This is a genomic window from Streptomyces sp. ActVer (assembly GCF_027270795.1).
GTDB lineage: Bacteria > Actinomycetota > Actinomycetes > Streptomycetales > Streptomycetaceae > Streptomyces > Streptomyces umbrinus_A.
The window spans coordinates 1-12420 of sequence record NZ_JAPWHT010000313.1 but is presented as its reverse complement, the minus strand read 5'-3'; the positions used below and the strand labels follow the sequence as shown (position 1 = coordinate 12420).

General features: G+C 72.1%; 12 protein-coding genes and 1 pseudogene. 6 read left to right on the top strand and 7 right to left on the bottom strand.

What is annotated here, in order from left to right; genetic code table 11:
* Nucleotides 1–569: 569 nt before the first annotated feature.
* From O3Q52_RS36785 to O3Q52_RS36755, 7 genes are all read right to left on the bottom strand, one after another.
* Nucleotides 570–992: an NUDIX hydrolase gene (locus O3Q52_RS36785; protein WP_269652956.1), complete on the bottom strand. Its 423-nt coding sequence runs from the start codon at nucleotides 990–992 to the stop codon at nucleotides 570–572.
* Between the two features lie 35 nt (nucleotides 993–1027).
* Nucleotides 1028–2089 (bottom strand): CHAD domain-containing protein, encoded by a 1062-nt coding sequence (locus O3Q52_RS36780; protein ID WP_269652955.1) that lies wholly within the window; start codon nucleotides 2087–2089, stop codon nucleotides 1028–1030.
* Entirely contained in the window at nucleotides 2070–4301 is a 2232-nt protein-coding gene (locus tag O3Q52_RS36775) for an RNA degradosome polyphosphate kinase (protein WP_269652954.1), read from the bottom strand. Before O3Q52_RS36775 ends, O3Q52_RS36780 begins: the two co-directional genes overlap by 20 nt.
* A gap of 314 nt (nucleotides 4302–4615) precedes the next feature.
* Nucleotides 4616–5500 carry a hypothetical protein gene (locus O3Q52_RS36770; RefSeq protein ID WP_269652953.1) on the bottom strand — a complete coding sequence of 295 codons (885 nt, stop codon included), beginning with the start codon at nucleotides 5498–5500 and terminating at the stop codon, nucleotides 4616–4618.
* Nucleotides 5497–6513, bottom strand: coding sequence for a hypothetical protein (locus O3Q52_RS36765; RefSeq protein WP_269652952.1), 1017 nt, complete (start codon nucleotides 6511–6513; stop codon nucleotides 5497–5499). Before O3Q52_RS36765 ends, O3Q52_RS36770 begins: the two co-directional genes overlap by 4 nt.
* Nucleotides 6510–7529, bottom strand: a complete 1020-nt coding sequence (locus O3Q52_RS36760) for an ABC transporter ATP-binding protein (protein WP_269652951.1) — start codon at nucleotides 7527–7529, stop codon at nucleotides 6510–6512. The genes O3Q52_RS36765 and O3Q52_RS36760 overlap by 4 nt, the downstream gene beginning before the upstream one ends.
* Nucleotides 7526–7915: a GntR family transcriptional regulator gene (locus O3Q52_RS36755; RefSeq protein ID WP_269652950.1), complete on the bottom strand. Its 390-nt coding sequence runs from the start codon at nucleotides 7913–7915 to the stop codon at nucleotides 7526–7528. Before O3Q52_RS36755 ends, O3Q52_RS36760 begins: the two co-directional genes overlap by 4 nt.
* Before the next feature lie 137 nt (nucleotides 7916–8052).
* Between O3Q52_RS36755 and O3Q52_RS36750 the strand changes: the two genes are divergently transcribed.
* From O3Q52_RS36750 to O3Q52_RS36725, 6 genes and pseudogenes are all read left to right on the top strand, one after another.
* Nucleotides 8053–8604 (top strand): RNA polymerase sigma factor, encoded by a 552-nt coding sequence (locus O3Q52_RS36750; protein ID WP_269652949.1) that lies wholly within the window; start codon nucleotides 8053–8055, stop codon nucleotides 8602–8604.
* 68 nt (nucleotides 8605–8672) lie between these two features.
* A complete protein-coding gene (locus O3Q52_RS36745; protein ID WP_269652957.1) occupies nucleotides 8673–9530 on the top strand; it encodes a zf-HC2 domain-containing protein in 858 nt (285 codons plus the stop codon).
* The gene (locus O3Q52_RS36740; RefSeq protein ID WP_157881385.1) at nucleotides 9530–9694 is read left to right on the top strand and encodes a hypothetical protein; all 165 of its coding nucleotides are present in this window, start codon (nucleotides 9530–9532) and stop codon (nucleotides 9692–9694) included. The genes O3Q52_RS36745 and O3Q52_RS36740 overlap by 1 nt, the downstream gene beginning before the upstream one ends.
* A gap of 90 nt (nucleotides 9695–9784) precedes the next feature.
* Complete coding sequence (locus O3Q52_RS36735; protein ID WP_269652948.1) at nucleotides 9785–10663, top strand: ABC transporter ATP-binding protein; 879 nt, start codon at nucleotides 9785–9787, stop codon at nucleotides 10661–10663.
* On the top strand, nucleotides 10660–12204 hold the full coding sequence (locus tag O3Q52_RS36730; protein ID WP_269652947.1) for an ABC transporter permease: 1545 nt from the start codon (nucleotides 10660–10662) through the stop codon (nucleotides 12202–12204). Before O3Q52_RS36735 ends, O3Q52_RS36730 begins: the two co-directional genes overlap by 4 nt.
* A 5-nt stretch (nucleotides 12205–12209) precedes the next feature.
* Nucleotides 12210–12420: pseudogene (locus O3Q52_RS36725) on the top strand (ABC transporter); the annotation flags it as partial.

Genomic DNA, 12420 nt, shown 5'->3' with positions numbered 1-12420 from the left:
CCGGGGCCCGAGCAGCCGGCGGCGCAGACCACCAGCCCCGCCGTCGCGGCGGCCAGGGCGACAGCATTGCCCCGCAGTCTCAGTTGCCGCTCCACCATCGCCTGCCAACCCCCAGCCGGGCCGTCCTCGCGCGGGCCTCCTGTCGTTCCGCTTAACGACGGGTGGAGGGTGTTGTCACGCGAGGACCCGGCTTGGGGTGGCGTTCACCCGCGGTGGGTACCGTTGTTCCCGTGGCGCATCAGGAGCAGAGCAACCCTCCGGAACATCACACGACGACGGTCGACCAAGGCCGTTTCTGCCTGGCACGCTGCACCTGCGGCTGGAGAGGCCCGGCGAGGCGGGCCCGCAGTCTGGCCCGCACGGACGCGGAGACCCACTCAACAACTCCGGTTTGAGCGTGCCCCTTCGTCCCTTGAGCCGCGCCCCCTCTTCCAGAGCCCCACCTTCTTCAGGGGCGCACTTTCAGGGGCGCGGGGAACTGCGCAGCCTTTTGGCTTTCAGGGGCGCGGGGAACTGCGCGACAAGCCCCCCACCGGACCCACAGCCATAAACGTGCACGCCGCGCAGCGCTACGCGTGCCGCAGCACCGCGAGCAGCTCGTCGACCAGGTCCTTGTCGCGCGGCTGGGTCAGCCGATGCCGCGCTCCCGTCGGCGGCAGCCAGAGGATGCGGTCGACTTCCCGGTTGGGGGCGAAGTGGCCCTCCGTCGCCTCGGCGGCCCAGTAACTGACCTGCTTGGGGCGGTCGTTGGCCATGTAGTGGAGGGTGGTGAGCCGGGGTCCGGTGGCGCACCGGTAGCCGGTCTCCTCCTCCACCTCGCGCACGGCGCCCGCGAGCGCTTCCTCGGTGCGTTTCAGCTTGCCCTTCGGATGCGACCAGTCGTCGTACTTCGGCCTGTGGACCAGGCAGATCTCCAGTTCGCCGTCGAACGGCGAGTGGCGCCACAGTACGCAGCCCGCCGCGAGCACGGGGTCTCCGTTCGTCGCGTGCACTGGGCCTCCCATCGCGTGTACGGGGCCTCCGCGGGTCACGGAGTGCCGACCGTCTCCCTCAGCCAGGCCCGCTGGAACGCGAACCTGGCCGCTTCCACCTCGTGTCGCTGGTCCGCGTGCAGCACGCCGAGCGCGTACGCCGTCGCCGGGGCGATCCGCGGGGTGCGGGCCGCGGAGGCCGCCGCGGCGGCGGCCTCGGCCGCGTCGCGGTGCCGGTCCAGGGCCTGACCCGCGGTCAACAGGCGTACGTCCACGGGGGCTTCGTCGCCGAACCGGACCTCGCACGCATAGCGGTGCAGGCGCAGCAGGAGCCGGACCTGGTGCCAGGGGGCGTCCTGGGGCTGCGGGGCCGTGTCGGCGGAGAGGCCGTGGATGAGGGCCTCCGCGTTGTAGGGGTGGCCCGCGGTGATCAGGGGCAGCCCGGCCACGGCGTCGCCGAGGCGCTCCTCCGCGGCGGCGGCCAGGGGCTTGAGGCCGGTGACGGACGCGGACGAGGTCAGCGGGACCTCGCTGGCGAGGACGGCGACGTTGTCGGCGACGGCGTGGAACCGGGAGGAGCCGAGCGCCTGCAGCGCGGCGGAGTGGGCGCGCGTCCGGGCCAGCGTCAGCTGGCGCTCCAGAAGGGCGCCCGCCTTGGCCGCTCCGACGGTCAGGGCGCCTTTCTCCGACGGGAGTTGGGCGCGAGCGCCGGGATGCGTGCCGGGATGAGCGTCGGGATCCGAGGCCTGGGCCGGGAACGCCGACGAACCCGACAGGCGGTGCAGGGCCGCCAACAGGCGTTCCAGCCGGGCCCCGTACGCGTGCTCGCGGGCCAACGTCCCCGACAGCCAGGCCAGTTCGGGGCGCATGCCCTCCGACCAGCCCTCGTCGAGGAGTGGCCGGAACGTGTGCAGCGTGCCGCTGATGCGGCGGGCCGAGCGGCGCAGGGCGCGCGCCGCGTCCACGGCCTCCTCCGTCCCGTTCGTCGCCGTCGCACCGCCGGTCTCGCGGTGCTGGCGCAGCGCGCGGAGGAACTCCGTGGCCTGGGCCTGGAGGTAGGCCGCCAGGGTGTCCCCGGCCACGGGTCCGGCCGTGGGGTCAAGGTGTTGCTGTGCCACGCCGGCGCCTCCGGGCGTCTATGAGCATCTCCTGGACGTTGCGCAGCGGCTGGCCGTCGGCGTCGGTCGCGTGCCGGGTCCATTCGCCGTCGGGGCCGAGGTGCCAAGAGGAAGTGGTGTCGGACATGCCGGTCTCGAACAGCCGGTTGAGGGCTGCCCGGTGAGCGGGGTCGGTGATCCTGACCAGGGCTTCGATACGGCGGTCGAGGTTGCGGTGCATCATGTCGGCGCTGCCGATCCACACCTCGGGCTCGCCTCCGTTGCCGAAGCCGAAGACCCGGGAGTGTTCGAGGAAGCGGCCGAGGACGGACCGTACGCGTATGTTCTCGGACAGGCCCGGGACTCCCGGTCGTACGGCGCAGATTCCGCGCACCCACACGTCCACCGGCACGCCTGCCTCGGACGCGCGGTAGAGGGAGTCGATGAGTGCCTCGTCCACCATGGAGTTGACCTTGATGCGGACGTAGGCGGGACGTCCGGCACGGTGGTGCTGGACCTCCTTGTTGATACGGGCGATCAGGCCGTCGCGCAGGGACTTGGGCGCGACGAGCAGCCGGCGGTAGGTCTCGCGGCGGGAGTAGCCGGAGAGCCGGTTGAAGAGGTCCGAGAGGTCCGCGCCGACCTGTGGGTCCGCGGTCAGAAGTCCCAGGTCCTCGTACAGCCGGGCGGTCTTCGGGTGGTAGTTGCCCGTGCCGACGTGGCAGTAGCGGCGGAGGGTCTCGCCCTCCTGGCGCACGACGAGGGACAGCTTGCAGTGGGTCTTGAGGCCGACGAGGCCGTAGACCACATGGCAGCCCGCCTCCTCCAGCTTCTTCGCCCACTTGATGTTGGCCTGCTCGTCGAAGCGGGCCTTGAGCTCGACCAGGACCAGCACCTGCTTGCCGGACTCGGCGGCCTCGATGAGCGCGTCGACTATCGGGGAGTCGCCGGAGGTCCGGTACAGGGTCTGCTTGATGGCGAGGACGTCCGGGTCCTCGGCCGCCTGCTCCAGGAAGGCCTGGACGGAGGTGGAGAAGGAGTCGTACGGGTGGTGGAGGAGTACGTCCCGCTCCCTGAGTGCCGCGAAGATGTCCGGCGCCGAGGCCGACTCGACCTCCGCGAGGTCGCGGTGGGTACCCGCGATGAACTTCGGGAACTTCAGCTCGGGCCGGTCGAGCTTGCCGATGCCGAAGAGACCGGTGAGGTCCAGAGGGCCCGGCAGCGGGTACACCTCGGCCTCGGTGATCTTCAACTCCCGTACCAGCAGGTCGAGTACGTACCGGTCGATGGACTCCTCGACCTCCAGGCGCACCGGCGGTCCGAGGCGGCGCCGCATGAGTTCCTTCTCCAGGGCCTGGAGAAGGCTCTCGGTGTCGTCCTCCTCGACCTCCAGGTCCTCGTTCCGGGTGACGCGGAACGTGTGGTGCTCAAGCACCTCCATGCCCGGGAAGAGCTCCTCCAGGTGGGCCGCGATGACGTCCTCGATGGGGACGTAGCGGGCCGGGGAGGCCTCCAGGAAGCGGGAGAGCAGCGGCGGGACCTTGACGCGCGCGAAGTGGCGGTGGCCGGAGACCGGGTTCCGTACGACCACGGCCAGGTTCAGCGACAGGCCGGAGATGTACGGGAAGGGGTGCGCGGGGTCGACCGCCAGCGGGGTCAGCACCGGGAAGATCTGGTGGCGGAAGAGCGTGAAGAGGCGGGCCTGCTCCTTCTCGGTCAGCTCGCTCCAGCGGACGAGGTGGATGCCCTCCTCGGCGAGCTGGGGGGCCACGTCCTCCTGGTAGCAGGCAGCGTGCCGGGCCATGAGCTCGCGGGAGCGGGCCCAGATCATCTCCAGCACCTCACGGGGCTGCAGACCCGAGGCGGAGCGGGTGGCCACGCCGGTGTGGATGCGGCGCTTCAGGCCGGCCACGCGGACCATGAAGAACTCGTCCAGGTTGCTGGCGAAGATCGCCAGGAAATTCGCCCGTTCGAGGAGCGGCGTGTTCGGATCCTCGGCGAGTTCGAGGACCCGTTCGTTGAACGCGAGCCAGCTGCGCTCCCGGTCGAGGAACCTGCCCTGGGGAAGCTGGACGCCGTCCTGCACCGTGTCCTCGTACGCGTCGAGGTCGGCGTCGAGGTCGGGCTCCAGGTCGGAGACGTTCGCCGCCACCGTGTGCGGGCGGTGCGCGGCTATGGAGCCGACGGACGGCTGCGGGTGCTGGACCTGTGCGCTGGCATTGGGCTGACTCATGAACCCATTCTTCCGCGCCGGGGCCGAAACGGGCGCGTCGGAGAGGGCGGGCGGGAGCTGTGCGGGGATGTGCGGGCTTCCGTTCTCCCTCACGGACGAGGGCTCGTGCTCCGGCGGAGGCGAGGGCTCGGGCGCGGCGGGGTTCATTGCCTGAGCGTCGCAAGCCCGTCTGAATGACCGGTTACGGCGACATGACGTGCGGGATAGCGGGGGGCGGCTCTGAGGGGCCGCGCCCCGTGGAAGGGGCTTCGCCCCTTAGGGGCGCGGGGAACTGCGCGACCAGCCACACACGACCGGCTCGGACATCCAACCGCTCAGCCCGTACGGCGCCGAAGCACCCAGAATGCCCCTCCCGTGGCAAGAACGGCGACCCCGAGAACAATCCCGGTCTCCACCAGATGCATCGGCCAGTAGTGGGACTGGGGGTGAAAACGACCGGTCCCGTCCCCGATCTGCCACACGTCCTCGGACATCTCGACCCCCTTGCCAGGGGCAGGCGTAACCGCAGGCCAGAGATCCTCGCGGTACTTCTCCAGGTTGTGGTTGATCAGGTACATCACCCCGCAGGCGATCCCCAGCGCGGGCAGCGACCGCCGCAGCACGACCCCGGCGAGCGCGCCCACGCCCAGCCCGCACAACCCGTACGCCACCAGGGCGGGCCCCCGCGCGGCGAACACGTCGTTGAAGGTCCAGTCGTCGCCCATCAGGTCCCGGTTGGCCGCCCACGCCCACCGGAACACGAACACGAACACCGTGCCGCCGGCCACCAGCAGCACCGCCGGAACGGCGAGCGTGGCGGCCAGCCACCGCGTCGGCGAGACGGACTGCGTCCAGGCGAGCTGCGCGGTGCCGTTCTCCAGCTCGCGCCCGATCAGAGCGCCGGCGGTGAACGCGGCCACGGCGAAGAAGCTGTAGTAGACGAGGGTGGAGGCCCAGCCGATGGTGCTGCTGTAGTCGGTCAGGTTCTGGATCCGGCACAGGCCGCCGGTCCGTCCGCACGCGGCAATCCGGTCCCGTACGGAGTCCGCGGTGATCTCGACCTCCCACACCAGCGTGCCGACGGCGGCCAGCATGAGGGCGCCCCACACCACGAGCGCCGCGCGGTGCAGCCGCAGCACGGCCCACGGCAGCCCCTTGACCGGCCCGCCGGGCGGCACTCCGGGGGTCTCGGCTGTCCCCTTCACGGCGAAGGCACTCATACGGCGACTCCTTCTGTGGCGGTACGGCGGCGGAGCAGGACGAACGCGGCGGTGACCGCGAGGGCGGCGACGGCCAGCACGACGCCGGTCTCGGCGAGCTGGAGCGGCCAGAAGTGGGACTTCGGGTGGTACGTGGTCCAGAAGTCGCTGATACCGGCGTCGGTCATGCAGCGCTTGAGGTCGGCCGGGCCGTCGGAATCGGTGCAGGCCAGGTTGTTGCCGATGCGGGTGCCCTCGGTGGTGATCACGCCGCGTTCGAGGTCGAGAGCCTCCGACGGCAGGCCCGGGATCTTGGTATCGGTGGCGGTGACCGTGGGCCACAGGCTCACGCGGTACTCGTTGCCCAGGTAGAACACGGGCAGCAGGGCGGCGAAGGCAAAGCCCAGGGCGGGCAGCGCGCGGCCGACGACCAGGCCCGCCAGGGCGCCGAGGGCCAGACCGCACAGGGCGTACGCGAGCGTGACGGTCCCGTTCGCGTGGAAGGTGTTCTCGTCGTACCAGTCCGCCCCGAGCAGTTCCGCGCCGCGGTTCCACATCAGGCGGTGCAGCGGGACCAGTACGGCCGAGCCCGCGGTGATGAGCAGCGCGGGCACGGCGAGTTTCGCGGCGAGCCAGCGGGTGGGGGAGACGGACTGGGTCCAGGCGAGCTGCGCGGTGCCGGTCTCCAACTCACGGGCGATGAGGGCCGCGCCCGCCCATGCGGCGACGAGGAAGGGGAGGTACGTGACGGCGAGGGTGCTGTACGACACGACCGTGTCATACCTGATGAACGCGGGGCCGCCGGGGAAGTGGCAGGCCTCCACGCTCTTGCGGCACCGCTCCCGGAAGTCCGTGTCGGCGGCCTCGAAGCCCGGACCGTACGCCCAGAGCATCGCCGCCGCGAGGGCCGCGACGAGCAGCAGCCAGATCCACAGTGCCGACCGGTGCAGGCGCAGCACGGACAGGGCGAGGCCGCGGCCGACGCCCGGGGAGGCGCTGGAGGAGGTGTCGGTGGAGGTGAGGAGAGTCGTCATGCGCGCGCGTTCTCCTCGTTCTCCTGGTCTTCTCCGGTCTCTCCGGGCTTGCCGCTCTCTTCGGTCTCTTCGGCCGCTTCCGCCTCGCTCCCGCTCTTCTCCTCGCCCGCTTCGGTGTCCTCGGTGAACAGGTCGGGTGCCTTCGGGTTGCGCAGATGGGCCAGGAGCAGCTCCTCCAGGGAGGGCGCTGCCGTCTGCCAGTCGTCGGACAGTGGGCCGTCCGGGCGGATCAGGGCGGTGAGCTGCCGGCCCGTGTCGCGGGACTCGACGACGGTGTGGCCGGTGAGGTCGCGCGCCGGGCCGGTGACCAGGGTGTGCGCCGCGAGCAGCTCTTCGGGGTCGCCGCCTAGCCGGATCCGGCCGCCGCCCATGAGGAGCAGGTGGTCGCAGACGCCCTCCAGCTCGGCGACGACGTGCGAGGACATCACGATCGTCGTGCCGTGCTCGGCGGCCTCGCCCAGCAGCGCACCGAGGAGTTCGCGCCGGGCCAGCGGGTCCAGGTCGGCCATCGGCTCGTCCAGCAGCATCAGTTCGGGCCGCTTGCCGAAGGCCAGGGCGAGGGCGACGCGGGTGCGCTGGCCGCCGGAGAGGGAGCGGATCCTCGCGGTGGGGTCGAGGGCGCCGTCCCGGGCCTGCCCAGTGGGGTGTCCGTACGCGATGCGTTCCGCGGCCGGCCGGTCCCAGCGGGCGCGGTTCAGCTCGGCGCCGAGGCGGAGCGTGGCGGCGACCGTGAGCTGGGGCGGCAGCGGTTTGCCCTGGCCGACGTACGCGAAGCGCTCGCGGGCCGCGGCGGGGCTGGTGCCGAGGACGGTCAGGGTGCCCTCGGTGGGGCGTATCAGACCGGCCGCCAGTTGCAGGAGGGTCGACTTGCCCGCGCCGTTCGGGCCGACCAGGGCGCAGATCCGCCCGGCCGGCAGCCGGAAGGAGCAGTCCCGCAGCACATGGCCGCGTCGGCGCCGATACCGCTTGCCCAGCCCGACCGCTGTCAGCGCGGTCCCTTCCCCGACCCTGTTCATCGCTCCCCCTCAGGGCATTTCTCGTCCAGTGCGGAGGCGAAGAGCGCGCTGATGTCCTCGCGCTCCAGGCCTTCCTTGCGTGCCTCGTCCAGCCAGGCGGTCAGCTTCGAACGCAGGGCCGTGTGGTCGGCGGGAGTGGCGCCCAGCGAGCGCCGTACGAACGTGCCGAGGCCGCGTCTGGCCTCGACCAGGCCCTCGCGCTCCAGCTCGCGGTAGGCCTTCAGGACGGTGTTCGGATTGATCGCGGTGGCCTCCACGACCTCACGGGCCGTGGGGAGCTTGTCGCCCGGTTCGAGGACGCCAAGACGCAGGGCCTGCTTGGTCTGCTGGACGATCTGGACGTACGTGGCGACACCGCTGCGCCGGTCGATGCGGTACTCGACCACAACCGACCACCACCCTTTCACTAATTGAGTAGTGAAAGGGTGGTGGATGGTCGGGGGCCTGTCAAGGTGAATGCCGGGTTCCGGAAACTTCTCGCGGAAGCGTGAACCGATCTGTGGGGCTCGTGCGATGAGGGGGTGTGAGGGAAACGAGAAGCGACGGGGATCTGCTGCGGGCCATCGCGGCGGACGGTGACCGGCGCGCCTTCGAAGAGCTGTACCGGCGGTACGCGCCGTGGCTCGGAGCACGGCTGCGCGGACGGTGCGCGGACGCGGGGATCGTCGACGACGTCGTACAGGAGACGTTCCTCGCGGTCTGGCGCGGCAGTGCCCGCTACCGCGAGGAGGGTGCCAGCTCGGACGCTGCCGGATGGCTGTGGCGCATCGGCTCGCGGCGGCTGATCGACGCGCTGCGCGGCGACGGCGCCAGGGGCCGGCTGCGGCAGGCGCTCTCGCGGCTGCGGCACCGGGACGAGGCGTCCGCGGAGGAGCGCGTGCTCGCGGGGGTGGAGCACGGGGACCTCGCGGGTGCCCTGGTCCGGCTGTCGCCGGAGTTGCGGGCGGTCCTCCAGGCCACGGTCATCGACGGGCTGACCACCAGGGAGGCGGCCGTCCTGCTCGGCATCCCGCCGGGGACGGTCAAGACACGGGCCCTCAGGGCCCGCAAGCAGCTGCGGGAGGAGTTGGCATGAGCAGCGACACGAACGACACGAACGCGGACGGCACGAGCGACGCGGACGGCATGGACAGCACGAACGGTATGACCTGGCACGTCGCGGAGGACGACCTCCGGGCGTACGCACGGGGCGAGTTGGCGGCGCCGATGCTCTGGTCGGCCGACACCCACCTCCTCGCCTGCGCGCGCTGCCGGGCACAGCTCGCCGAGGTGAGCGACCCGGTCGCCCTGGACGCGGGATGGGAGCGCCTCGACGCCGAACTGGACGTACCGCGACCGGGGTTCATGGAGTCGCTGCTCGTCCGGATGGGCGTGGCCGACCACACCGCCCGGCTGCTCGCCGCGACGCCGGTGCTGCGCCGGTCGTGGCTGGGCGCGGTCGTCGCCGTACTGGTCATCACGGTGATCGCCGCCAACGCCGCCCGGACGCCCGAGTCCCCGGCGATGTTCCTCGCCCTCGCCCCGCTGCTGCCCCTCGCCGGGGTCGCGCTGTCGTACGGGCCGGTGCTCGACCCGACGTACGAGATGGCCGTGGTGTCGCCGACGCACGGGTTCCGGCTGCTGCTGATCCGCACGGTTCCCGTGCTGGCCGTCGCGCTCGCCCTGAACGGCCTCGCGACCCTCGCGCTTCCCTCGTACGGACTGCGGGCCCTGGCCTGGCTGCTGCCCGCGCTCGCGCTCACCGCGACGGGGCTCGCGCTGACGCCCCGGCTCGGCCCGGTCCTCGCGCCCGGCCTGGTCGGCGGAACGTGGGTCGCCCTGCTGCTGGTCGCGCAGCGGACGACCGAGGAGACCCTCGCGCCCTACACCGCGGCGGGGCAGGGCATCGCGGCCGCGGTCGCCGCACTCGCCGCCGGGCTCTTCTACCTCGGCCGCGACCGATTCGACTCGACCTCCGCGCACACACCGTTCGCGGGCTACACGGACGGAGGTGCCGCGTGATGTCCGACGCCACGCGCAGGAGGCTCAAGCTGCTCAAGGCCGGGCTGCTGATGACCGCTTCGGTCGTCCTGCGAGTCCTCCACTTCATCGCCGTCCTGCTCCCGAAGAGTTCCGGCAACCGCAGTTCCTCCTCTTCCTCTTCTTACGACGGGGGCGGCGAGTGAGGGTCACCGCCCTCCCTCCGGCGCCGGTGCCGCATCCCGGCCGCCACCTCCCCCTCCACCCGCCTTCGCTCTCTTCCACAGGAGTCACGCATGTCTGACCTTCCTACGACGCCGACGGTGTCCGCCTCCGGGCTGACCCTCCGCTACGGCGGAACGGCCGCGCTCGACGACGTGTCGGTGCGGCTCGGCGAGGGCGTCACCGGGCTGCTCGGTCCCAACGGGGCGGGAAAGACGACCCTGTTGAGGGTCCTGGCCACCGCCGTGCCCCCGGACAAGGGGGCGTTCACGGTGCTCGGCAACGACCCGGGCACGACCGCCGGACGGCAGGAGGTGCGGCGCGCGCTGGGCTATCTGCCGCAGGCGCCCGGCTTCCACCCGGACTTCACGGCCTTCGAGTTCGTCGACTACGTGGCGATCCTCAAGGAGCTGACGGACCGCACCGCCCGGCACCGCGAGGTGCGGCGGGTCCTGGACGACGTCGCGCTGTCCGACGTACGGGGCAAGCGCATCAAGAGGCTCTCCGGCGGGATGCGCCAGCGGGTCGCGCTGGCCGCCGCCCTCGTCGGCGACCCCGGTTTCCTGGTCCTCGACGAGCCGACCGTCGGCCTCGACCCCGAACAGCGCATGCGCTTCCGGGAGTTGATCGCCCGGGCGGGAGAGGGGCGGACCGTGCTGCTCTCCACCCACCAGACCGAGGACGTCGCGATGCTCTGCCACCGCGTGATCGTCATGGTCCGCGGCCGCGTCCGCTTCGACGGCACCCCGGCCGAACTGACCGCACGGGCGGCGGGCCGGGTGTGGAGCAGCACCGAACGCGACCCGGGCGCGTGGGCCGGATGGCGCACCGGTACGGGCTCCTTCCGCAACGTCGGCGAGCCCCCCGAGGGCGCCGACCTCGTCGAACCGACCCTGGAGGACGGCTACTTGCTCACCCTCGACGGAGAGGCCTCGGAGGTGGCGGCCGCATGAGCACCGTTCTCGAGACACCCGCCCGGGCCGTCGAGCCCGCGCACCCGTCACGCTCCTGGGCACCCGTGTTCGCCCTCGCCCGCTTCGAGGCGCGCGAGCTGCGCATGACCGTCTCCTTCCTCGGCGTCGCGGCCCTGTACATCGCCTGGATCGTGTGGCAGGTCACGCAGCGCCAGGGCGACTACCCGGTGCTCCAGGACGTCGACCGGGACACGCAGGGCATGCCGGTGCTCGTCGGGCTGGCCGTCATGCTGGGCGTCAACCGCGCGGTCCTGCGCTCCCGCCGGTGCGACACGGACCGCCACTTCGACGTGCTGGTGGTCGAGCCGTGGCGGCGCACGGTCGCCCACGTGCTGTCCGTCGTCCCGGCGGTGCTGTTCACGGCGGTGTGTGTCGGCGTCCAGTTCACCTGGGCCGCGCTCAAGCCCGGCGCGGTCGGGCACGGTTCGCCCGCCGAACTCGCCGTGGGCCCGCTGACGGTCCTGCTGTTCGGCGTGTTCGGTGTCCTCGTCGCCCGCCTGGTCCGCTCGGTCTTCGCCGCACCGCTCCTCCTGGTCCTCCTGCTCTTCGCCCTGCTCTTCGTGGCGAGCCCGTCCGGCACCGCCTGGACGAGCTGGCTGGGTCCGGTCGTCACCGAGAGCGGTGTCACCTCCTTCCCCTCCGACCTGCTGGAGCGCCCGGCCGCCTGGCACGCCCTGTACCTCGTCGGGCTCGGCCTGTCCCTGGCCGTCCTCGCGGTGCTGGTCAGCGGTGGGCGCACGACGGTCGTCAAGGCGGCGATAGCGGGGTCGGTCGCGCTGACCGTGGTGGGCGTGGTCGGCCAGTCCGCGGGCACTCCGGCCGGGTCGACACCGGCCCGCGACCGGGCGACCAACGCTCCGGAGAAGGTCCAGTCGTGTCTGAAGCACGGCCGGTCCACGTACTGCGCCTTCCCCGAGTGGACCGGCCGCACCGCCGACTGGGCCGAGGTCGTCGACCGGGTCCAGAACCTCGCGGGCGGCAGCGCCGGGGGCGAGCGGCTGACCGTACGGCAGCGCATCGACGCCACCTACGGGCTGACGTCCGACACCACGATCTCCCCGGCCACCACGCCCGGCCAGGTGACCGTCGGCACCTCCTGGGGCGGCAACCGTGTCCCCGAGTTCGCCGCCGCCGTCGCGTCCGTGCTGGTGGCGGGGAACGAGAAGGCGGGCAGCGAGGTGTGCGACGCCCGCATGGTGACGATCATGTGGCTGGCGCTGGGCGGAGAGTCCGACCCGATGACCGCGCTCCGCAACGTCCGCCTCGACGACAGCGTCTCGGGCTCCGCCATCGTCCTGTCCCCCACGGAATCCATGAGCATGAGCGCCGAACAGACCCGGATCGTGGTGGAACTGCTCAAGAAGCCCCGCTACGGCGTCGCCGGCAAGGTGAAGGCCAAGTGGACGGAGCTCACCTCGCCCAAGACGTCGACGGCGCGGGTGGCCGAACTCCTGGGAGTACCGGCCGCGGACAAGCCGGCGGACGGCGCGGAGTCGGACGGTGACTCGTGCGAGGAGTGACGGTCATGACACGCGCCCTGCTCACTCCCGTACTGCGCACGCTGCCCTGGCGCGCGCTCGCGGCCGGCGGGGCCACCGGGCTGCTGCTGGCCGGCATCCCGCGCATGCTGTCCGGCGCCCCCGACCCGTGGCTCGGCCTCCTCGCGCTGCGGGGCGCCGCGCTCGCCTTCGCGCTCGGCCTCGCGTTCCTGCTGGACGGCCCGGCCCGGCACATCA

Excerpts from the sequence above, each read along its gene's own strand:
- O3Q52_RS36730 (WP_269652947.1), top strand. The coding sequence starts at position 10,660 with ATGAGCACCGTTCTCGAGACACCCGCCCGGGCCGTCGAGCCCGCGCAC.
- O3Q52_RS36760 (WP_269652951.1), bottom strand. The coding sequence starts at position 7,529 with ATGAACAGGGTCGGGGAAGGGACCGCGCTGACAGCGGTCGGGCTGGGC.
- O3Q52_RS36765 (WP_269652952.1), bottom strand. The coding sequence starts at position 6,513 with ATGACGACTCTCCTCACCTCCACCGACACCTCCTCCAGCGCCTCCCCG.
- O3Q52_RS36745 (WP_269652957.1), top strand. The coding sequence starts at position 8,673 with ATGACCTGGCACGTCGCGGAGGACGACCTCCGGGCGTACGCACGGGGC.
- O3Q52_RS36770 (WP_269652953.1), bottom strand. The coding sequence starts at position 5,500 with ATGAGTGCCTTCGCCGTGAAGGGGACAGCCGAGACCCCCGGAGTGCCG.
- O3Q52_RS36775 (WP_269652954.1), bottom strand. The coding sequence starts at position 4,301 with ATGAGTCAGCCCAATGCCAGCGCACAGGTCCAGCACCCGCAGCCGTCC.
- O3Q52_RS36740 (WP_157881385.1), top strand. The coding sequence starts at position 9,530 with ATGTCCGACGCCACGCGCAGGAGGCTCAAGCTGCTCAAGGCCGGGCTG.
- O3Q52_RS36735 (WP_269652948.1), top strand. The coding sequence starts at position 9,785 with ATGTCTGACCTTCCTACGACGCCGACGGTGTCCGCCTCCGGGCTGACC.